The sequence below is a fragment of the Rhizobium sp. BG4 genome (assembly GCF_016864575.1).
In the GTDB taxonomy this organism is placed as follows: domain Bacteria; phylum Pseudomonadota; class Alphaproteobacteria; order Rhizobiales; family Rhizobiaceae; genus Rhizobium.
In genome coordinates this window covers 761,174-781,445 of sequence record NZ_CP044126.1, presented here as the reverse complement: position 1 = coordinate 781,445, position 20,272 = coordinate 761,174, and the positions used below count along the sequence as shown (strand labels likewise).

19 protein-coding genes are annotated in these 20,272 nt (G+C 62.2%); 11 read left to right on the top strand and 8 right to left on the bottom strand.

Annotated elements, in window-relative coordinates:
- Nucleotides 1-4: 4 nt before the first annotated feature.
- Genes F2982_RS23765 through F2982_RS23750 form a run of 4 tightly spaced genes read right to left on the bottom strand, consistent with a single transcriptional unit; the run spans nt 5 to nt 4,021 of the window.
- Nucleotides 5-847: an ABC transporter permease subunit gene (locus F2982_RS23765; RefSeq protein WP_203431124.1), complete on the bottom strand. Its 843-nt coding sequence runs from the start codon at nt 845-847 to the stop codon at nt 5-7.
- Entirely contained in the window at nt 844-1,668 is an 825-nt protein-coding gene (locus F2982_RS23760; protein ID WP_112712454.1) for an ABC transporter permease subunit, read from the bottom strand. The genes F2982_RS23765 and F2982_RS23760 overlap by 4 nt, the downstream gene beginning before the upstream one ends.
- Before the next feature lie 58 nt (nt 1,669-1,726).
- Entirely contained in the window at nt 1,727-2,860 is a 1,134-nt protein-coding gene (locus F2982_RS23755) for an extracellular solute-binding protein (RefSeq protein WP_203431123.1), read from the bottom strand.
- A gap of 30 nt (nt 2,861-2,890) precedes the next feature.
- Nucleotides 2,891-4,021, bottom strand: a complete 1,131-nt coding sequence (locus F2982_RS23750) for an ABC transporter ATP-binding protein (RefSeq protein ID WP_203431122.1) — start codon at nt 4,019-4,021, stop codon at nt 2,891-2,893.
- 264 nt (nt 4,022-4,285) lie between these two features.
- Here F2982_RS23750 and F2982_RS23745 point away from each other — a divergent pair, with 264 nt between their 5' ends.
- From F2982_RS23745 to F2982_RS23720, 6 genes are all read left to right on the top strand, one after another.
- Nucleotides 4,286-5,320 carry a Gfo/Idh/MocA family oxidoreductase gene (locus F2982_RS23745; protein WP_203431121.1) on the top strand — a complete coding sequence of 345 codons (1,035 nt, stop codon included), beginning with the start codon at nt 4,286-4,288 and terminating at the stop codon, nt 5,318-5,320.
- A gap of 11 nt (nt 5,321-5,331) precedes the next feature.
- Complete coding sequence (locus F2982_RS23740) at nt 5,332-6,234, top strand: sugar phosphate isomerase/epimerase (protein ID WP_203431120.1); 903 nt, start codon at nt 5,332-5,334, stop codon at nt 6,232-6,234.
- Between the two features lie 90 nt (nt 6,235-6,324).
- The gene (locus F2982_RS23735; RefSeq protein WP_203431119.1) at nt 6,325-7,584 is read left to right on the top strand and encodes an extracellular solute-binding protein; all 1,260 of its coding nucleotides are present in this window, start codon (nt 6,325-6,327) and stop codon (nt 7,582-7,584) included.
- Nucleotides 7,585-7,650: 66 nt separating this feature from the next.
- Nucleotides 7,651-8,559, top strand: coding sequence for a sugar ABC transporter permease (locus F2982_RS23730; RefSeq protein WP_112712442.1), 909 nt, complete (start codon nt 7,651-7,653; stop codon nt 8,557-8,559).
- Between the two features lie 62 nt (nt 8,560-8,621).
- A complete protein-coding gene (locus F2982_RS23725; protein ID WP_203431157.1) occupies nt 8,622-9,443 on the top strand; it encodes a carbohydrate ABC transporter permease in 822 nt (273 codons plus the stop codon).
- A 46-nt stretch (nt 9,444-9,489) separates the two neighbouring features.
- Nucleotides 9,490-10,566, top strand: a complete 1,077-nt coding sequence (locus F2982_RS23720) for an ABC transporter ATP-binding protein (RefSeq protein WP_203431118.1) — start codon at nt 9,490-9,492, stop codon at nt 10,564-10,566.
- A gap of 30 nt (nt 10,567-10,596) precedes the next feature.
- Here the strand turns inward: F2982_RS23720 and F2982_RS23715 are convergent, their stop codons facing one another.
- Nucleotides 10,597-11,628: an aldo/keto reductase gene (locus F2982_RS23715; RefSeq protein WP_203431117.1), complete on the bottom strand. Its 1,032-nt coding sequence runs from the start codon at nt 11,626-11,628 to the stop codon at nt 10,597-10,599.
- Between the two features lie 96 nt (nt 11,629-11,724).
- Complete coding sequence (locus tag F2982_RS23710; RefSeq protein ID WP_203431116.1) at nt 11,725-12,870, bottom strand: alpha-hydroxy acid oxidase; 1,146 nt, start codon at nt 12,868-12,870, stop codon at nt 11,725-11,727.
- 319 nt (nt 12,871-13,189) lie between these two features.
- Here F2982_RS23710 and F2982_RS23705 point away from each other — a divergent pair, with 319 nt between their 5' ends.
- From F2982_RS23705 to F2982_RS23695, 3 genes are read left to right on the top strand one after another with little or no spacing between them, the layout of a single operon-like run.
- Nucleotides 13,190-13,744 carry a MaoC family dehydratase gene (locus F2982_RS23705; RefSeq protein ID WP_130280041.1) on the top strand — a complete coding sequence of 185 codons (555 nt, stop codon included), beginning with the start codon at nt 13,190-13,192 and terminating at the stop codon, nt 13,742-13,744.
- 6 nt (nt 13,745-13,750) lie between these two features.
- Nucleotides 13,751-14,911, top strand: a complete 1,161-nt coding sequence (locus F2982_RS23700) for a CaiB/BaiF CoA-transferase family protein (RefSeq protein ID WP_203431115.1) — start codon at nt 13,751-13,753, stop codon at nt 14,909-14,911.
- A complete protein-coding gene (locus F2982_RS23695; protein WP_203431114.1) occupies nt 14,908-16,038 on the top strand; it encodes an extracellular solute-binding protein in 1,131 nt (376 codons plus the stop codon). The genes F2982_RS23700 and F2982_RS23695 overlap by 4 nt, the downstream gene beginning before the upstream one ends.
- A gap of 57 nt (nt 16,039-16,095) precedes the next feature.
- On the opposite strand, the gene F2982_RS23690 is transcribed toward F2982_RS23695, so the two are convergent.
- Together F2982_RS23690 and F2982_RS23685 are read right to left on the bottom strand one after the other, a co-directional pair.
- Complete coding sequence (locus F2982_RS23690; RefSeq protein WP_203431113.1) at nt 16,096-16,935, bottom strand: amidohydrolase; 840 nt, start codon at nt 16,933-16,935, stop codon at nt 16,096-16,098.
- 54 nt (nt 16,936-16,989) lie between these two features.
- Nucleotides 16,990-17,775, bottom strand: a complete 786-nt coding sequence (locus tag F2982_RS23685) for an IclR family transcriptional regulator (protein ID WP_112712426.1) — start codon at nt 17,773-17,775, stop codon at nt 16,990-16,992.
- A gap of 167 nt (nt 17,776-17,942) precedes the next feature.
- On the opposite strand from F2982_RS23685, the gene F2982_RS23680 reads away from it, so the two are divergent.
- Nucleotides 17,943-19,253 carry an extracellular solute-binding protein gene (locus F2982_RS23680; RefSeq protein ID WP_203431112.1) on the top strand — a complete coding sequence of 437 codons (1,311 nt, stop codon included), beginning with the start codon at nt 17,943-17,945 and terminating at the stop codon, nt 19,251-19,253.
- A 122-nt stretch (nt 19,254-19,375) separates the two neighbouring features.
- Entirely contained in the window at nt 19,376-20,269 is an 894-nt protein-coding gene (locus F2982_RS23675; RefSeq protein ID WP_203431111.1) for a sugar ABC transporter permease, read from the top strand.
- The last annotated feature ends 3 nt before the right edge of the window (nt 20,270-20,272 follow it).

The following is a 20,272-nucleotide window of genomic DNA, read 5'->3' as shown; positions in this document are numbered from 1 at the left end:
TCTCTCAGTGCCCCACACGCGATAGGACGTCTGCCTTCAGGAATCGCTCAACGATAAGCATAAAAACCAAGGATGGAATGAGCAGCAAGAGGGCGGTGATCGACGCGATCTGATAATTGCCGCCCGAACCCGCAGTATACAGCAGAAGCGGCAGCATGTTCACGTCAGGAGCGCCCACAAAATAGCTGCCGGTAAATTCGTCGAGGCTCTCGAGGAAAACGAAGATGGCGCTCGCCATCAGGCCGGGTGCCGCGAGCGGCAGCGTGATGTCCATGAAGGCGCGCATGGCGCTGGCACCGGCCGAGCGCGCCGCCTGTTCCAGCTCCTCGTCGATCGCCGAGAAGGCCGCTGTCGCGATCCAGACCGCATAGACGAGACCGTGCGAGGCATGGACGAGAACGACGCCGAGGATCGTGCCGTTGAGGCGGATCTCGTAGAAAATTCGGGCCACGTTCACGTAGACGGTTAGATTTGGAAAAGCCTGTGGAATGAGGAAAGCGAGCAGGATCAGCGCCCGGAACGGCAGCTTCAGCCGCGCCAGTGCATAGCCTGCCGGGATCGCGAGCAACAGCGAAACGACGACGGTCAGCACCGCGACAACCAGCGAATTGGTGAGCGACTCGACCGCGCCGCCGCGCGGCGCAAACACCTTCGCCCAGCTGCTGAAGCCATATTGCAGCGGCAGGCTATGCGGGAAGTACCATTTCTCCGCGACAGTCCAGAGCAGCAGATTGGCGAGTGGCCCGAAGATGAAGAAGGCCATCAGCCCGAAGATGATGGCGCGCGGGATCCACCAGAGCGCCGAGAGCGGATGGGATTGCGTGGCGGACAGCGTTGCGGTGCTCATGCGCGCTCCTTCAGGCTCTGGCGCAGGTAGATCCAGGCGACCGACGAGGCGAGCACCAGCGACACGAGGCCGAGCGCATTGGCCACGCCGTAATCGCCATAGGCGTTGACGCGGAAAGCGATATCGGCCGTCAGCATCGTCGGCGACTGGGCGTTGATCATCAGCGGCACAGACAGAACAGACATCATCGTCACGAAGGAGAGGATGAGGCCGACGGTCAGCGTCACCGACACCTGCGGTACGAGGATTTCAAAGAGGACGCGCAGTTTCGAGGCGCCGAGATTGCGTGCGGCCTCGATCGTGTCGCGGTTGACGGATGCCATGGCGCCGGCGACGAGTAGCGCCACGAAGGGCGTCTGCTTCCAGACGAAGGCGATGACGATGCCGCGCCAGTCGAGATAGCTCTGCGCATCGAGCGGCGTCAGCAGGCCGAGACTGATCAGCGTGCTGTTCATCAGGCCGCTCTTGGCAAGGAAGGTGCGCAGGATCTGGCCGACGACGATGAATGGAATGAACATCGGCCAGCGATAGAGCCAGCGCAGGATGGCGACCGCGACCGGGTGCTCGCCAAGCGTCAGATAGCCGCCGATGGCGATTGAGGCGAGGCCGATGAGGATCGTGGAAATGGTGATGATCACCACCGAGAAGACGATGTCTTTCGTGTAGAGATCGAAGGTCTTGTAGAAATTGTCCCAGCCGAACCCGCCGCCTTCGATCCTGAAGGCGCCGACCGCCGACATGACAAGCGGCAGGATGAAGAGGAAGGCGATCACCGCCAGTGCCGGGAGCACGAGCAGGAGACCGAGCAGGCGTCTGGACATCGTTCGACCTCGCTTCGGAAAGAAACTCCCCGCCGCTGACGGCGGGGAGCCAAATCGCTTACTTCACAGACTGCTCGTAGGCTTCGAGGATCGCCGTGTTGTACTGGGCGATCGGGAAGGGCTTGCCCTTGGTGGCGAGATCTTCAGGCGTGATGTCGACGAAGAGCTTGTTCCAGGTGGCGTCGTCGAGCTTCGGCTTGACGAACTGCGCGTCGATGCCCGGATACCAGTTGAACTTCTTGACGATGCCGTCGGCCTGGACTTCCGGGCTGGTGGCGAGCGCGATGAACTTCTCCGCGAGATCCTTATGCGATGCCTTGGCCGGAACGACATAGTGCATCGGCTGGCCCGGCATGCCCGGAGCCGGCAGGACGAGCTTCAGCTCGGGCGGCAGCTGGCCGTTGGCCTGCCAGGAGTAGAACATGTCGACCCAGACCGGGCCCATGGCGATTTCGCCGCGCGACAGGAGGTCGAGCGTGCCGGCATTTCCCGGCGTCAGCGTCGCGTTCTTGGTGAAGTCGGCGAGGCTCTTGAAGGCATCGCCCCACTTGGCGGTTTCGTCCTGCTTGAACGGACCGGTCATCAGGTTGTTGGCATCGCCGCCGCCGAAAGCGTAGATCCAGCCCATGACGAAGCTGACGCCGGAAGCGCCGCCCTTGATGCCGTTATAGCCGAACTGCTTCGGATGTTCCTTGGCCCATGCGGCGAGCTCGGTGTAGCTCTTGGGCGGGTTCGGAACGAGCGTCGGGTTATAGGCGATCGCCGTCTGGCTGTTGAACATCGGCATGACGTAGCCGTCGACGTCGGAGCCGAGGGCGTTCTTGGCGTTGTCGCGCGAGACGAGCTTGCCGGTGTCGATCGCGCTGCGATACTTTTCGAGATAGCCCTTCTGGACCATCGGGCCGGCGAACTTCTCGTGGACGACGGCGACGTCGATATCCCAGTTGGCGGTGTTGGCGGCCTGCTGGGCGTCGAAGCGCTCGAGGATCTTCTGCGAGCCGGCATCGCCGGGGCCGGTGCCGACGGCACGGACAGTGTTGCCCGGATAGGTCTTTTCAAAGAGCGGTCCGAGATACTGGTTGATGTAATCGACCATGTTCTGGTCGCCGGCGGTTGCGACGGTCAGCTCATCGGCCTTGACCGGCAGGGCGGCGAGGGCGACGGCGAAAGCTGCATAGGTCAGTCTTTTCATGAGTGCTCTCCAGGGTTCAAAGGAATAAAGTCATGCGTGGGCTTTCCCGGCCGCGGACCGGGAAATGGAAATGGCCGGGTTGGACTCCGGCGAATTGAAGAGGAAAAGCGCGTCAGGCCCGACATGGACCTGCACGCGGTCGCCGGGCTCGAAGGCGCGCGGCGCATCGGCCATGATCTCGCGATCGCCAAGCCGCACGGAATGGCGCCAGTGGCCGCCGGGATAGCTGACGGCGGTGACTTCGCCGGTGAAGGTCATGCCGGGCGCCGCGATCGGCGTATCCATCGGCAGGAGCTGCGCCGCTTCCGGGCGAAAACGGGCCTCGACCGCGCCCGCCTGCAGCTGACGGCCGAGAAGCGCCACGCTGCCTGCGGCATTCGCGGGCCCGGCGGCGATGTGGAAACTGTCGCCCTGCGGGCTGCCTTCCAGGAAGAGCACGTTCTCGGCGCCCATGAAGGCGGCGACGAAAGCCGAAGCCGGACGATTGTAGACGTCCTCGGGCGTACCCTGCTGGGCGATCTCGCCGGTATTCAAGATGACGATCCGGTCGGCCATGACCATCGCCTCTTCGCGGTCGTGCGTGACGTGGACGGCGGTGATGCCGAGGCGCTTCTGCAGCGCGCGCAATTCGTGGCGCACCGTCAGGCGGATGCGAGCGTCGAGATTGGAGAGCGGTTCGTCGAGCAGCAGGATCTCAGGATCGACCGCCAGCGCGCGCCCGAGGGCGACACGCTGGCGCTGGCCGCCGGAGAGCGCTGCCGGTTTGCGCGCTCCGAGCCCATCGAGACCGAGAAGTTTCTGCATGGCATTGACCCGCTCGGCGATCGCTGCCTTGGCGACACCCTTGAGCTTCAGGCCGTAGCCGATGTTCTGCGCCACCGTCATGTGCGGCCACAGCGCATAGGACTGGAAGACCAGCGCCATGCCGCGCTTGTCCGGCGGCATGTAGGTTACGTCGCGCTGGCGCACCGAGACGGTGCCGGAGGAGGGGGCGATGAAGCCTGCCAGAACGCGCAGCAGCGTCGTCTTTCCGCAGCCGGAAGAGCCGAGCAGCGCCACGAACTCGCCGCGCTGGATGCTGAGGTTGATATCGTTCAGAACCTTGGTGTTGCCATATCTGCAGGCAACAGAATTCAGTTCCAGAAACGCGTCCTGGTTCATCGTGTCTCCTCCCATTGCACGGCTGTGCAACCCGATCCCGAGCTTAGTAGAATGTTTGTTTAACAGCCAGATGACATGGCGGATTTTTTTGTGCTGCAGCGCAATGCAAAGCCGGCTAAGGCCTCGTTTATGCTCATGTTTTCCGCAGCATTTTCTCTAAATTAAGCCTGTCTTGACAGCAGGAAACGTTTCTGAATACTATCGTAAACGTTTACGGGATGCGTTTTCGGAGGATGGTTGAAGACGCGCCACGGGAGGAAATCAGTGAAACTGAATGCCGTTCTCTGCGGGTGCGGAGCTATGTCCAAAGGCTGGCTGCGCGCGATCAAGGAAACGCCGGCGCTGGCCGATGCGATCGCGATCAGGGGCCTCGTGGATTTGAACCCCGAGGTCGCGCAGGCGCTTGCCGCCGAGTTCGGTCTCGTTGATGCGGTGATCGGCACCGATCTCAACGACGTCATCGCGCAGACCAGGGCCGATATCGTCTTCGACGTCGTCATTCCCGCGGCCCGCTTTGCCGTCGTCTCCGCGGCGCTGAAGGCCGGCTGCCATGTGCTCAGCGAAAAGCCGATGGCGACTTCGCTTGCAGAGGGGGCCGCCCTGATCGATCTCGCCGCCGATGCCGGCAAGGTCCACGCGATCATCCAGAACCGCCGCTTCATTTCAGGCGTGCGCCGCATGCGCCGCTTCGTCGAAAGCGGAGCGATCGGCGATCTCACCGGCATCCATTGCGACTTCTTCATCGCCCCGCATTTCGGCGGCTTCCGCGAGGAGATGGACAATGTCCTGCTGCTCGACATGGCGATCCACACCTTCGATGCGGCGCGCTACGTCGCCGGCAAGAAGCCGCTCGCCGTCTATTGCGTCGAGAAGAACCCCAAGGGCTCCTGGTACCGCCACGGCGCCTCGGCCAATGCCACGTTCGAATTCGCCGATGACGTGGTCTTCACCTATCGCGGCTCCTGGTGCGCCGAAGGCGAGCGCACCAGCTGGGAAAGCGAATGGCGCCTCGTCGGCTCGAAGGGGATGCTCACCTGGGATGGCGCGGAGAATTTCAGCGCCGCCACCTCCGGCGCCGAACCCGGCCTGCTGCACGGGTTTGCGCCCGTCGAGGTCCCCGGACCGGAGCATGACGAAGAGACGCACGGCCATGCCAGCGTGATCGCCAGCTTCATCGAGGCGATCCGCTCGGGCAAGCGGCCGGAGACGGCCAGTTCCGACAACATCAGAAGCCTTGCCATGGTCTTCGGCGCCATCGAGAGCGCCAGGACGGGCAAGCGCGTCGAAATTTCAGCATAAGGAATGAGAACGTGAGTAACCCCGCAAAGTCCATCCGCATCGGCACCATGATCAGCGCCTCGAGTGGCGGCGCCGCCGAGCGCATCGGCCAGATCGCCGGCATGGGTTTCGAAAGCTTCGAGCCCTTCTTCTGGCAGACGACGAATGGGCAGGATCTCGCCGAGCTCGGCAAGCGCTGCAAGGATGCGATCGGCGACCGCGACATCACGATTTCGACGCTCGGCATGTTCGGCAATCCGCTCGAGGAAACCGAGATCGACCTGCAGACGCTGCAGGGCTGGAAGGATTGCATCGAAAACGCCCATCACTTCGGCGCCACCTGCGTTGCCGGCTTTACCGGCCGCATCCGCGGCAAGGTGCTGACCGACAGCCTGCCGCGCTACAGAGAGATCTGGAGCGAACTTGCGAAGCGCGCCGCCGACAAGGGCGTCAGGATCGCCTTCGAGAACTGCGCCATGGACGGCAACTGGGCGACCGGCGACTGGAACATCGCCCATAACCCGGATGCCTGGGAGTTGATCTTCAACGAGACGCCGGATGACAATATCGGCCTTGAATGGGAACCCTGCCACCAGATGGTCTATCTCATCGAGCCGCTGCCGCAGATCCGCAAATGGGCCTCGAAGATCTTCCACGTCCACGGCAAGGACGCGACGATTCGCTGGGACGTCATCAAGGAACACGGCATCTTCGGCAAGGAAAAATTCGTCTTCATGCGCACGCCGGGCTTCGGCGACAGCAACTGGACCGACATCATTTCCGAGCTTCGCCTCGCCGGTTGGTCGGGATCGATCGATATCGAAGGCTGGCACGACCCTGTTTATCGCGATGCGCTCGAAATGACCGGTCAGGTCCATGCGCTGAACCATCTGAAGCATGCCCGGGGCGGCGATTTTGTTGCCGATCCCGGCTGAGTGACCTATCGTGCGGTGTGCCGGCGGGGAGGCCAGGCGCGACGCTAACGTGACAGCTTTCGCGGCACAGCCGCTTTTTGGGAGGAAAGTATGAAAGCGATATCAAGACTTGCGTTCGCTCTCGGCGTCTCGGTGCTGATGTCCGGCACCGTTCATGCCGAGGACAAGACCTTCAAGATCTGGTGGTATGAAGATGCGGCGAGTGCTGCCGGCATCACCTGGAAGAAGGCGCTCGAAACTTTTCAGCAAAAGCACCCCGACGTCAAAGTTCAGTTCGAACTGAAGACCTTCGACCAAATCACCAAGTCCGGCACCATGATCCTCAATTCGGCCGAAGCGCCGGATCTGATGGAATATAACAAGGGCAACGCCGTTGCCGGTCTCGCCGCATCGCAGGGCCTGCTGACCGATCTCGGCGACGTTGCCAAGCAGCGCGGCTGGGACAAGGTTCTCTCCGATGCCAGCAACCAGCTGAGCCGCTATGACGAGAAGGGCATCTATGGCAACGGGCCGCTGATCGGCGTTGCCAATTACGGCGAATTCGTCTCGGTTTTCTACAACGAGAACATGTTCAAGGAAGCCGGCGTCGAAGTGCCGAAGACGCTGGAAGACATGGAAAAGGTGATGGATGTCTTCGTCAAGAAGGGCATCACCCCCATTGCCGAAGCTGCCAACGACTATCCGGCGCAGCACCTGATGTATCTCTTCGCGCTGTCGAAGGCCGATGCGAAGTGGGTCAACGATTTCCAGGCGATCCGTGCGCCGCTCGACTCCGCGCCCTTCGTCTATGCCGGCCAGAAGCTGCAGGAATGGGTCAAGAAGGGCTATATTTCCAAGGACTCGACCGGCCTGAAGGCGCCTGACATGGCCAACCTGTTCGAAACCGGCAAGTCGCCGATGGTGGTGACCGGCACGTGGTATGGCGCCCAGTTCGGCGCAATCAAGAACTTCAAGGCCAGCCAGTTCCTGTTCCCGGGCAATGTCATCTCGCCGGCCTCGACGGGTAACATCTGGGTCGTTCCGAAGAACGCCAAGAACAAGGACCTCGCCTACGACTTCATCGACATCACGCTGTCGAAGGACAACCAGGCCCTGTTCGGCAATTCCGGCGGTCTGCCTATCGCTGCCGATCCGGCCATGGTCACCGATCCCGTCGGCAAGATCGAGGTCGAGCTCTTCAACAAGCTGGTCGCGCAGAACGGCCTCGGCTTCTATCCCGACTGGCCGGTCCCCGGCTATTACGACGTCATGCTGAAGGCGACGCAGGCGGTCATCGGCGGTTCGGTCACTCCCGAAGAATTCGCCGAGCGCCTGAAGGAGCCCTACGACGAAGTCCAGGGCGACCAGTAACAGATATGCCGCGACCGGCAGGGCGCTGCGGCGCCCTGCCAATTCTCGAATGACGCTGGAGGAAATATGTCGGGCGCATCCTCGGACGCACAGCCGGGCAGGGTCTATTGGTTCTACCTCATTCCCGGAATGCTTGGCTTCGTCACCATCATCCTCGTCCCCTTCGTCATGAACCTGATGATCAGCTTCACGACGTGGAAGGGCATCGGCATCCCGAAATTCGCCGGTCTGCGCAATTACGAGCGGCTGCTGACGGATGACACGTTCTGGCATTCGCTGGTCAACACGGCCGCCTTCGTCTTCGCCATGGCGATCATCCCGACGGCGATCGGGGTGCTGCTTGCGGCACTGCTCTTCGACTATATCAGCTCGCGCTTTTCCAATGCGCTCGCCAGCTTCTTCCGGGCGGGCTTCTATCTGCCGCAGATCCTGCCGGTCTCGGCCGCGGGTATCCTCTGGGGCTGGATGCTGAACCCGTTCGGCATCGTCAACGCCATGCTCGATGCCACCGGTCTCGGAAGCCTGAAGCAGAACTGGCTCGGCGAACCGCAGCTGGCGCTATGGGCGATCATGGTCGTCATGGTCTGGCTGCAGCTCGGCTATTGCCTCGTCGTCTTCATGTCGGGCCTCGCCCGCGTCGATCCCTCGCTGCAGGAAGCCGCCGAGCTCGATGGCGCCGCCTGGCTGCCGCGCTTCTGGACGATCACCGTTCCGCTTCTGAAGCCGGAGATCTTCGTGGTCGGCCTGACGACGACCATTGCCGCGCTCAAGGTCTTCGCGCCGATCTTCGTGCTGACTTCGGGCGGGCCCGACAACGCCACGATGGTGCCGTCGCAGATGTCCTACCACGAGTTCTTCGCGACCAACCGCGTCGGATATGGTGCGGCCATCACCACGGCGCAGATGCTGATGACCCTCGTCATCTGCTTCATCTTCATCCGCATCCAGGCACGCCATACGGAGAATGACCGATGAGTGAAGCGGCGATCGCGCTCGATACCTCCAGCAAGGCTGCACACGTGACATCGGCAGGATCCATGTACGGATCGTCGCGCTGGTGGGTGCTGGCTGCCATCTCCTTCGCGCTCATCCTGTTCCTCTGCCCCTTCGTGCTGGCCTTCACCAACGCGATCAGGACGCCTGAGGACTACGGCACCTGGGGGCCGCTGGCTTTCCCGCGCAGCTTCGATCTGACAGCGCTGAAGACCTTCTGGAACAATGTCGATTTCACGCAGAAGCTGATCAACAGCACAATCATCAGCGCATCGACCGCCGTCATCGCGGTGCTGCTGAGCCTGCTCAATGCCTATGCCTTCGGGGTCGGCCGGGTGAAGGGCAGCAAGTATATGCTGACCATCCTGCTGGTCGGCATCATGATCCCGCATGAATCGCTGGTCTATCCGATCTATTATCTCTCGAAGGCCGTCGGGCTTTTCGACACGATCTGGTCCGTCATCATCGTCTTCTCGGTGCTGCAGAGCGCCTTCGGCACCTATCTTCTCTCCTCGGTGATGACCGCCTTTCCCCGCGAGATCATCGAGGCAGCCGAGATGGACGGCGCGACGCCGTGGAAGATCCTCTGGACCATCGTCGTGCCGATGCTGATGCCGACGCTCGCCGTGCTCGCGACCTTCTTCTTTATCTGGACCTGGAACGAATTCCTGCTGCCGCTGGTGCTCTTGGTCTCGAACTTCAACCAGACGGTCTCGGTCTCCATGGGCGTGCTCAACGGGCAATTCGTGCAGACGCCGACGACGACGGCCGCCGCCGCCCTGCTGGGCATTGCGCCGACATTGATCTTCTTCCTGATCTTCCAGCGCACCCTGACGCGCGGCATCGCGGTGGGGGCCGTTAAATGATGGCAATGACAAATCCGCTCTTCGTTCCAATCACAGGTCGCCGCGCATGAACCAGGATATCCAGATCGAGCTCTCCGGAATCGAGAAGCATTACGGCGCCTACCACGCCCTCAAGAATATCAACCTGACGATCCCGAAGGGGCAGTTCGTGGCGCTGGTCGGGCCTTCCGGCTGCGGAAAGTCGACGTTGCTGCGCTCGCTCGCGGGGCTGGAACGGATCACCGGCGGCACGATGAAGATCGCCGGCGACGTGATGAACGACGTGCCGCCGCGCATGCGCGATATTGCCATGGTGTTCCAGTCTTACGCGCTCTATCCGCATATGACCGTGGAGCAGAACCTCACTTACTCGCTGCGGATGCGGAAGGTCCCGAAGCCTGAGGCAAAGCGCAAGGCCGAGGAAGTCGCGACCATCGCCGGCTTGAGCGGTCTCCTGGATCGCTATCCGCGTCAACTGTCGGGCGGCCAGCGCCAGCGTGTCGCCATGGGCCGCGCCATCATCCGCAATCCCAAGGCCTTCCTGTTCGACGAGCCGCTCTCCAATCTCGATGCTGCATTGCGCGTCTCGATGCGCAAGGAAATCCGCGCCTTGCACGACCGGCTGCATGCGACATCGGTTTACGTCACGCATGACCAGATCGAGGCCATGACCATGGCCGACCATGTCGTCGTCATGCGCGACGGCATCATCGAGCAGCAGGGCAAGCCGCTCGATCTCTATGACAGGCCGGCTAACAAGTTCGTCGGCGGTTTCATCGGTTCACCGGCGATGAATTTCGTCCCTGCAATCGTCGGTGAAGACGGACGGAGCCTGACCCTGGATTTCGGCACGGTGAAGCAAACAATCGCCTCCGGCCATCAGCTGCAGGCGGGCCTCAAGGTGACGGCAGGACTGCGGCCCGAACATCTCGGCATTACCGGCCAGGGGCAGGGCACTTTCGACGTGCCGGTCGCCTTCGTGGAATCGACGGGCTCGTCGACCTTCGTCGCGACCGCAACCACGCCGGAACTGACGATCGTCCAGACGGGCCGCAGCGGCGCGCATGCCGGTGAAACCATCGGCGTCACCATCGATCCCGCCCATCTTCACCTCTTCGACGAAACGAGCGGCGTCAGGATCTGACGCCGCCCTAGATCTTCAGTGAACCGGGCTTCAGCGCCCGCCTTCCATCTTGCGGTGGCGCTGGTTGGTGCCGTTGACGCCGTAGGGATACTGGCCGGGCGTCGGCGCGCTGATGTCGGTCAGGCGCTGCGTTTCCTCATCCGAGAGCGTCAGCTTGGCGGCGCCGAGATTGTCGGCAAGCTGCTCGGTGGTGCGGGCGCCGAGAATGACCGAGGTGACGGCCGGACGCGCCGCGACCCAGGCGAGTGCAACCTGCGCCATGCTGACACCCCGTGCCCTGGCGATTTCCTCGACAGTGGCGATGATATCCCAGGTGCGCTCTTGCGCATTGCGGGCCTCATAGGCCTCGCCGCCGCGCTTCGGATTTTCGCCGAGACGGGTGGCACCGGTCGGCATCTGGTCGCGCTTGTACTTGCCCGTCAGCCAGCCGCCGCCGAGCGGCGACCAGGGAAGCAGGCCCATGCCGGCATCCTGGCAGGCGGCGACGATCTCGAGTTCGATGTCGCGCATCAGCAGATTGTACTGCGGCTGCAGCGTGACCGGGCGGGTATAGCCCTGCGCCTTGGCGATCTCGGAGGCCTTGGCGATGTGCCAGCCGACATAGTTCGAGAAGCCGTAATAGCCGATCTTGCCGGCCGAAACGGCGTCGTCGAGGAAGCGCAGCGTCTCCTCAATCGGCGTCAGCGCGTCCCAGGCATGCATCTGGTAGAGATCGATGTGATCGACGCCGAGGCGTTTCAGCGAGGCGTTGAGCGCAGCATGCAGATGCTTGCGCGACAGGCCGATGTCGTTAGGTCCGTCGCCCATCGGGAAGCGGCCCTTGGTGGCGATCACGGCCTGCTTGGCCTCAGTAGGTCGGACCTTCAGCCAGCGGCCGGTGATCTCTTCGGAGACGCCGGCGCTATAGACGTCGGCGGTATCGATGAAATTGCCGCCCCAGGCGAAATAGTCGTCGAGCAGCTTGTGCGAAGTGGCCTCATCCGACTCCGCGCCGAATGTCATGGTCCCGAGGCAATAGGCGGTCACGATCGTGCCGCTCGGGCCGAGCTTGCGATAATCCATTGAAAATCCTCCATTTCAAAAGACATGGCAAGCTACCGCGCCGTGCCGTCACACACAACGCTTGCTCTCTCAATCGTGAACGGATCGAGGGCCGGATTAGCGGAAACGAACGTTCGCGCGGGTTAGCTGGTCGATCGACGAGCAGCCCATCAGCTTCATGCCGCGCTCGAGCTCGGCCTGCATCAGCGTCAGCGCCCGCTCCACCCCGGCCTGGCCGGCACCGGCCAGCGGGAAGAGGTAGTAGCGGCCGAGGCCGACGGCTTTTGCGCCGAGGGACAGCGCCTTCAGCACATGCGTGCCGCGTTGCACGCCGCCATCGATCATCACGTCGATCTTGTCGCCGACAGCATCGACGATTTCGGCCAGCTGGTCGAAGCCGCTTCGCGAGCCGTCGAGCTGGCGGCCGCCGTGGTTCGACAGCACGATGCCGGTGCAGCCGATATCGATGGCGCGCTTGGCGTCCTCGACTGTCATGATGCCCTTGAGGCAGAACTGGCCGCCCCAGGTCTTCACCATCTCGGCGACGTCGTCCCAGTTCATGGCGGGATCGAGCATCTCGGTGAAGTAGCGGCTGATCGACATGGTGCCGCTGCCCATGTCGACATGGCTGTCGAGCTGCGGCAGCTTGAACTTCTCATGCGTGAAGAAATTGAGTGCCCAGCCCGGCTTGACGGCGAATTGCGCGATGCCCGCGAGGTTCAGCCGGAAGGGGATGGAGAAGCCGGTGCGCTTGTCGCGCTCGCGGTTGCCGCCGGTGATGCTGTCGACGGTCAGCATCATCACCTGGACGCCCGCTTCCTTGGCGCGCGCCATCATCTCGCGATTGAGGCCGCGGTCCTTGTGGAAATAGAACTGGTAGACCTGCGGCGCGCCGCTGATCCGCCGCGCCTCTTCGAGGCTCACCGTGCCCAGCGAGGAGACGCCGAACATCGTGCCGAACTTGCCGGCGGCACGCGCCACGGCGCGCTCGCCCTCGTGATGGAACAGCCGCTGCAGCGCCGTCGGCGAGCAATAGACCGGCATCGCCAGCCGCTGGCCCATAACCGTGACCGACATATCGACATTGCTCACGCCGCGCAGAACGCTCGGCAGCAGATCGCAGCTTTCGAAGGAGGATGTGTTGCGCCGGTAGGTCACCTCGTCGTCAGCCGCGCCATCGATGTAGTTGAAGATCGGGCCCGGAAGGCGGCGCTTCGCGAGGCGGCGGAAGTCGTGGAAGTTATGGCAATCCGTAAGGCGCATGTTTTGGACCAGAATCTCGTTGTCGCAGGGCTCTGCTTGCTTGGGATTGATCGGCGGCGCATCCCATTATGGATGGAGCGCGCTCCCCTATTTTAAGAGTTTGGCGCGGCGCGGCTGAAGATATCAAGGCCGCTACCGCCTTTATACACATCGATGCGGCGCGGTTGATGAATCTGCGGCTCTCATTCTCTCTCTGCCTCCCAGCGCTCGCGGCATTCACGCCGCGCCTTCTGTCTTGGCACAAACTTACGGGACTTGCAAAGATCACTCATATGTGAAAATGATCTTCACATAAGAAAACTCATTGCCGGGAGGAGGCATGATCGTGGGCCAGGAGCCGACAGTCGGGATTTCGTCCACGCATCCGTCCGACATGCCGCAGGCGCATGCCGATCTGCCGGTCTGGAATGCCGAAAACTGGTTCTATGAGGACTGGCCGGAGGGCCAGAAGATCCGCTCGCTGCGCCGCACGATGGGCGAGAGCGACAGCCACCTCTTCAATGTGCTGGTGACCGACATCCATCCCTATGTGCAGGATCAGATGTTTGCGGAGAAGGAAGGCGCCTTCGGACGCCGGCTCGTTGCCGGTGCCTTCGTCTTCTCGGCCGGGCTCGGGCTCGTCGCCACCAACTGCGTCAACGCCTTTTCCTACGGCTACGACAAGCTGCGCTTCATCAAGCCGGTCTTCATCGGCGACACGATCTACACGATCCGCACCAACCTCGACAAACGCCCCCGCTACAAGGAGCTCGGCCTGATCAGGGCGAGCTACGAGGTCTTCAAGGGCGAGGGCGAACTGGTGCTCTACTGCGAGCACCTGCAAACGGTGAAATACAGGAACCCGGCCGATTTTGCCGGCCAGACAGAAAAGTAAGATGCAATGACGCAATCCAGCGATCTTCCCCTGAGCGGCCTTGTCGTCGTCGACATGAGCCAGTTCCTCTCCGGCCCCTATTGTTCGCTGCGCCTGATGGATCTCGGTGCGCGGGTCATCAAGATCGAGCGGCCCGACGGCGGCGATCTCTCGCGCCGGCTCTATCTCAGCGACACCGAAATCGGCGGTGACTCGACGATCTTCCACGCCATCAACCGCGCCAAGGAAAGCCTGGCGATCGACCTGAAGAACGAGGCCGACCTGAAGGCGCTGCGCACGCTGCTTCTGAAGGCCGATGTGCTGATCCAGAACTTCCGGCCGGGTGTCATCGAGCGGCTCGGCCTGCACTATGATGCGGTGAAAGAGATCAACCCGCGCCTCGTCTACGCGTCGATCAGCGGCTATGGGGAAGAAGGCCCCTGGGTGAAGCGTCCCGGCCAGGATCTCTTGGCGCAATCGCGCTCCGGTGTGATGTGGCTGAATGGCGATGAGGACCAGGGACCGGTGCCCTTCGGTCTGGCGATCGGCGATATGCTCGCCGGTGCCGCCACCTGTCAGGGTATCCTTGCGGCCCTCGTTCGCCGGGGCATCACCGGCAAGGGCGCGCATGTCGAGACCAGCCTGCTCGAAGCGCTCGTCGACTTCCAGTTCGAGGTGCTGACCACGCATCTGAACGATGGCAAGCGGCTGCCGAAGCGGTCGAATTTCCGCAGCGCCCATGCCTATCTCGCGGCTCCCTATGGCGTCTACGCCGCTGCGGACGGCTATCTGGCGATCGCCATGACGCCGATCCCGAAGCTCGCCGATCTTCTGGAAATGCCGGAGCTCGATCCCTATCGCGACGATCCCTCAAGCTGGTTCCAGCAGCGTGACCTGATCAAGGAGCTGATCGCCAGGCGGATTGCCACGAAGACCATCGACGAGTGGCTGGCGATCCTGGAGCCCGCCGATATCTGGTGCGCCAAGGTGCTGAACTGGAACGAACTGATGGAGAGCGACGGTTTCAAGTCGCTCGATATGCTGCAGACGGTGACCCGCGAGGACAACGTTTCCATTCTGACCACCCGCTCGCCGCTCCGCGTCGATGGCGCCCGGCCGGTCTTTCATCGCGCTGCGCCGCGCATCGGAGAGCATAGCGCGGCCATCCGCGAGGAGTTCGGGCTATGAGCAAGATCACGCTGAAGGGAATGACCTGGAACCATCCGCGCGGCTACGACCCGATGGTTGCATGCTCGCGGCTGTTCGAGGAACAGACGGGCACTGCAATCCATTGGGAAAAGCGGTCGCTGCAGGACTTCGAGACCTATCCGGTCGAGGAGCTGGCGCGCGCCTATGACCTGATCGTCATCGACCACCCGCATGTGGGCCAGATCACTGGCGAGAAGTGCCTGTTGCCGCTCGATGTGTCCGGCCGCGAGGCCGAGCGCGAAGCCTTGAAGAAAGGCAGCGTCGGCGCCTCCTATCCGAGTTATCTCTGGGACGGGCGCCAATGGGGCTTCCCGATCGATGCCGCAACGCAGGTGCAGGCCTACCGTCCGGACCGGATCGAAAAGCCCGCCGCGACCTGGCAGGAAGTTCTCGAGCTCGCCCGAAAAGGGCAGGTGCTGCTGCCGCTCCGCCCGCCGCATACGCTGATGACCTTCTATACGCTGTCGGCCAATCGCGGGCATCCATGCCGGACCGAGGCCGGTCAATTGATCGATCCCGCCGCTGGTGCGGAGACGGTTGAAATGATGCGGGAGATAGCTGACCTCATCGACCCCGAATGTTTCGAGATGGATCCGATCGCTGTCTTCGAGCGCATGGCGCTTGCCGATAGCCCGATTGCCTGCGTGCCGTTGATCTACGGCTACATCAACTATTCGATCGACGGTTTCCGCGAGAGGCTGATCAAGTTCGCCGACATTCCGGTCGCCGGAAATCTCGGTCCGGTCGGTTCGGCGCTGGGTGGCACCGGCATTGCGGTTTCGGCCTTCTCAAGCCATCCGCAGCAGGCGCTCGACTTCGCCTACTGGATCTCCGGCGCGGACATCCAGCGCAGTCTCTATACGAGCTCGGGCGGTCAGGCCGGGCATGCCGCTGCATGGGAAGACGACGCTGCGAATGCGGCGACAGCCGACTTCTACCGCGGTACCCGCGCCACTCTCGAGGGCGCTTGGGTCCGGCCCCGCCACGACGGTTACATGGCCTTCCAGCAGCGGGGATCCGACAGGCTGAACGAAGGGCTGAACGGGAAAGAGAGCTCAGCCGTGATCGCCGCCGATCTGAACAGGCTCTTTGCAGAGAGCTTCTGAAGCCCTGCTGTCGTGGCGCCCGTTTCCCTGTCAGGGAGCGCGCGCCACGTCTTCCGGTCAAGCGAGATTCCAGAGCTTCCTGGCATTGCCCGAGAAGACCTTCGTCCGCTCGCTATCGCTATTGCCCGAGAACAAAGCATGGGTCGTCGCCACCCAGGTCGAGAGGCCGCCGCCCAGCGTGCAGACCGGCCAGTCGCTGCCCCAGACGAGGCGATCCCAGCCAAAGCTTGACGTGACATGCTCGACATAGGGCCGCAGCGTTTCGACGTCCCAGGTCCCGGCATCCGCATAGGCGACGATGCCCGAGACCTTGCATATGACGTTCGGCCGCTTGGCCATGTCCCGGATGCCATCGTTCCAGGCGTCGTACGCGCCGCTGCTGATCGCCGGAACGCCGCAGTGATCGAGGATGAATTGCACATCCGGCGCCAGATCGACGAGCGCCATCGCCCGCGTCATCTGATGCGGCAAAACGCAGAGGTCGAAGGTCAGGCCGGTGCCCGACATGCGCTTGATGTTTTCGCGAAACAGGGCGCCTTCGGAGAGATCATCCGGAACGACGTGGAGAACGCGCCGGAAGCCCTTCACGAAGGGATCGGCCACTTGACACTCAAGATAGGCTGCAAAGCCTTCCTCCTCGGGGCGGCAGGAGGCGATGACGCCGCGGATCAGATTGCCGTCACCCTGCGAAAGCTCCCGGACGACATCCGTCTCCCGCTGGATTTCGCCGGGATAGACGTCGACTTCCATATGCAGCGCCGCATCGATGCCGCAGCGCCGAGCTTCCGTCGCATAGGTGCTGTAGAGGAAGTCCTGATTGAGCGCCGGGACTGCGGAGAGCCAGGGATAGTTCAGTTTCGACTTGTTGATCAGGTGCAGGTGGGTGTCGATAAGCAAAGCGTCCTCCCCGTTTTGCGGCTTATGCAGAGATCATTCAGATAAGAAATAGGCCTAGAACTTCACGTTGACATCGGATCCGACGAGCAGCGACAGCTGTTCCGCCGTCTTCTGCAGGTGGGTGATCGTGCGGGTGATGTCAGGCGCGCTTGGTGCGTTGACCAGCGCGATATAGGGGCAGGTGAGAGCGGCGATGCCGCGTCCGTCCGGTCCCAAGATCGGTGCCGAGAGGTTGTAGACGCCGGCCGTCTGGGCGCTCGCCATCATCTCGTAGCCCCGCTCGCGGATCTGGTCGAGCCGCTCGTAGAATTCGGGCGTTAGCCGCGGATCGTCCTTGCTGCGCACATGCTCCGCGATCATCAATTCGCGCTCTTCGGCATCCCGGAAGGCCAGCAGGACGTGACCGGAGCCGGTGTCGAACAGGTTCACATGCGAGCCGACGCGGATCGAAATGCCCCAATAATCCGGCGCTTCCTGCTGAGCGATGACAACGGCATAGCCGCGGTCGAAGACAGCAAGATGGTTTGCCTGCCGGCTCTTCTGCGCCAGATCGCGCATCAGCGGCGTCGCGAAGGATGCCAGGCGGCGGGTCGGCGCATGCAGCTGCGACAGGCCGAAGAGCTTCAGCGTCAGCGCAAAGCGATCGCCTTCGAGCTTCGTCACATAGCCGCGGCGCACCAGGCGGTCGAGCATGCGGTAGAACTCGTTCGGGCTGCGGTCGAGCCGCTTCGATATTTCCGCCTGCGTCAGGCCGTCCTCGACGCTGGCCAGCAGTTCCAAAATGTCGAGACCCTTGTCGAGCGCCGGGGCGCGGTAGCGGTCTGCGTCATCCATGTCCATGTGCGATCTCCCATGAATGATAGTTGCATATACGCAGACGGACCATTCGAGAAGGGAAAGTTCCGCTTGACGCAGGAACTTTCTTGTCGTTTGTATATAAACATAAAACTCATATGTGAGGAGATTCGGCGAACTTGAACAAGGTCGCCGTTGTGGAGGAGAGGAATATGAAAAGATTGATAGCCAGCCTCGCGGCTGGGATTTCGCTATTTGCATCCGTGGCCAATGCGGCCGATCTGCCGGGCAAGTTCGAAGGTGTGACCATCGATGCCAAGCTGATCGGCGGCCAGCAGTACGAGCCGCTCTATGCGCGCATCGCCGAGTGGGAGAAGGAGACCGGCGCCAAGGTCAACGTTCTCTCGAAGAAGAACTATTTCGAGCTCGACAAGGAAATGAAGTCGGATTTGGCTTCGGGCGACATCAAGTGGTGCGTCGGTTCCAACCATTCGTCCTTCGCGCCGATCTACGAAGGCCTCTATACCGACCTGAAGCCGCTTCTGCCGGCCGATGAAATCGCCAAGTTCGTTGACTCGACGATCTCCGCTTCGACGATCGACGACAAGCTGGTCATGCTGCCGCGCGCCCAGTTCGACGTGTCGGCCATGTATTACCAGAAGAGCCTCTATACCGACGAAGCCAAAAAGAAGGCCTTCAAGGAAAAGTACGGCTACGACCTGACGCCGCCGGACACCTGGAAGCAGGTTTCCGACCAGGCGATCTTCTTCTCCAATCCGCCGAATTTCTTCGGCACACAGTTCCCCGGTAAGGAAGAGGCGATCAACGGCCGCTTCTTCGAAATGCTGGTCGCCGAGGGCGGCGAATATCTCGACAAGGACGGCAAGCCGGCCTTCAACTCGGATGCCGGTGTTCGCGCGCTCGACTGGTTCGTGAACATGTACAAGGCGAAGGCTGTTCCGGCCGGCACGACCAACTACCTCTGGGATGACCTCGGCGCCGGCTTCGCCTCGGGCACCGTGGCGCTCGATCTCGACTGGCCTGGTTGGGCTGCTTACTTCAACGACCCGAAGAACTCGAAGATTGCCGGCAATGTCGGCGTGATCGTCCAGCCTGCCGGTTCTTCCGGCAAGCGGACCGGCTGGTCCGGTCACCACGGCTTCTCGGTCACCGAAGCCTGCGAACACAAGGATGCGGCGGCCTCGCTCGTCTGGTTCCTCACCAATGAGGATTCGCAGAAGATCGAAGCTGCGAACGGCACGCTGCCGACCCGCAAGGCGGTCTGGGATTGGGATATCCAGCAGGCTGCGAGCGACCCTTACAAGAAGGAAGCTCTCGGCGCCTTCCAGGAAGCCATGAAGCATGCCTTCCCGGTTCCGCGCACGCCTGAATGGATCGAGATTTCCAACGCGGTCTATCCGGAACTGCAGTCGGCCATCCTGGGCGACAAGACTTCCAAGGAAGCGCTCGACGCTGCAGCCGACAAGGCGACCAACATCCTCAAGGACGCTGGCGCTCTCTGATCCTGTCATAACAGGTCCCGCATCCGGAAACGGGTGCGGGGCTTCATTTTTGGAAGACCGGAGCTTCTTGCAGGCTCCCTCCTGCAGTCCAGGCGCCGGATATGGCGTGGACAGGTCGCTCGATGTTCAAAAAAATTCCGACACCCATTCTTCTGCTCCTGCCGGCCATCATCGTGCTGGCGGCAGTCGTCTTGGTTCCCCTGCTGCTTTCGCTTTATTCCAGTTTCACGCCGTTCCGGCTGACCCGGCCGCAGACGCTCTATGTCTTCGTCGGCCTGCGCAACTACATGCGCATCCTCACCGATCCGGTGTTTCTCGCCGCTTTCGTGCGCACCGTCGTACTGCTGACGATAGCGCTCAATCTCGAAATGCTGCTCGGTCTCGGCCTGGCGCTGCTCGTCAACAAGGCGACCATGGGCCAGCGCGTGCTGCGCACCATGATGATGTTCCCGATGATGTTCTCGCCGGTGCTCGTCGGCTTCCAGTTCAAGTTTATGTTCAATGACAATGTCGGCCTGATCAACAATGCCCTGCAGGCGCTTAGCCTGACCGACAACGCGATCCCGTGGCTGATCGACGGCAATCTGGCGCTGTTTTCGATCGTCGTCGCCGAGGTCTGGTCGTCAACGGCGGTCTTCGCGATCCTGATCTTGTCAGGACTGCTCGCCATGCCGCAGGAGCCGGTCGAGGCCGCCCGCGTCGATGGCTGCACGCCCTGGCAGACCTTCCGCTATGTCATCTGGCCGTTCCTGATGCCCTTCGCCTTCATCGCCATGACGATCCGCTCGCTCGACGTCGCGCGCGCCTATGACATCGTCAAGATCATGACGGATGGCGGGCCGGCGCGGCGCACCGAGCTGCTCTGGACGCTGGTCGGCCGCACCGCCTATGCGGATGCGCAGATGGGCCTTGCCAATGCCATGGCCTATGTCTCGATCATCCTGTCGATCGCCTTCACCGTCTATTTCTTCCGGAAGCTGGCGCTCGCCCGCACCCAAATCGGCGCGGAGTGGTAAGCC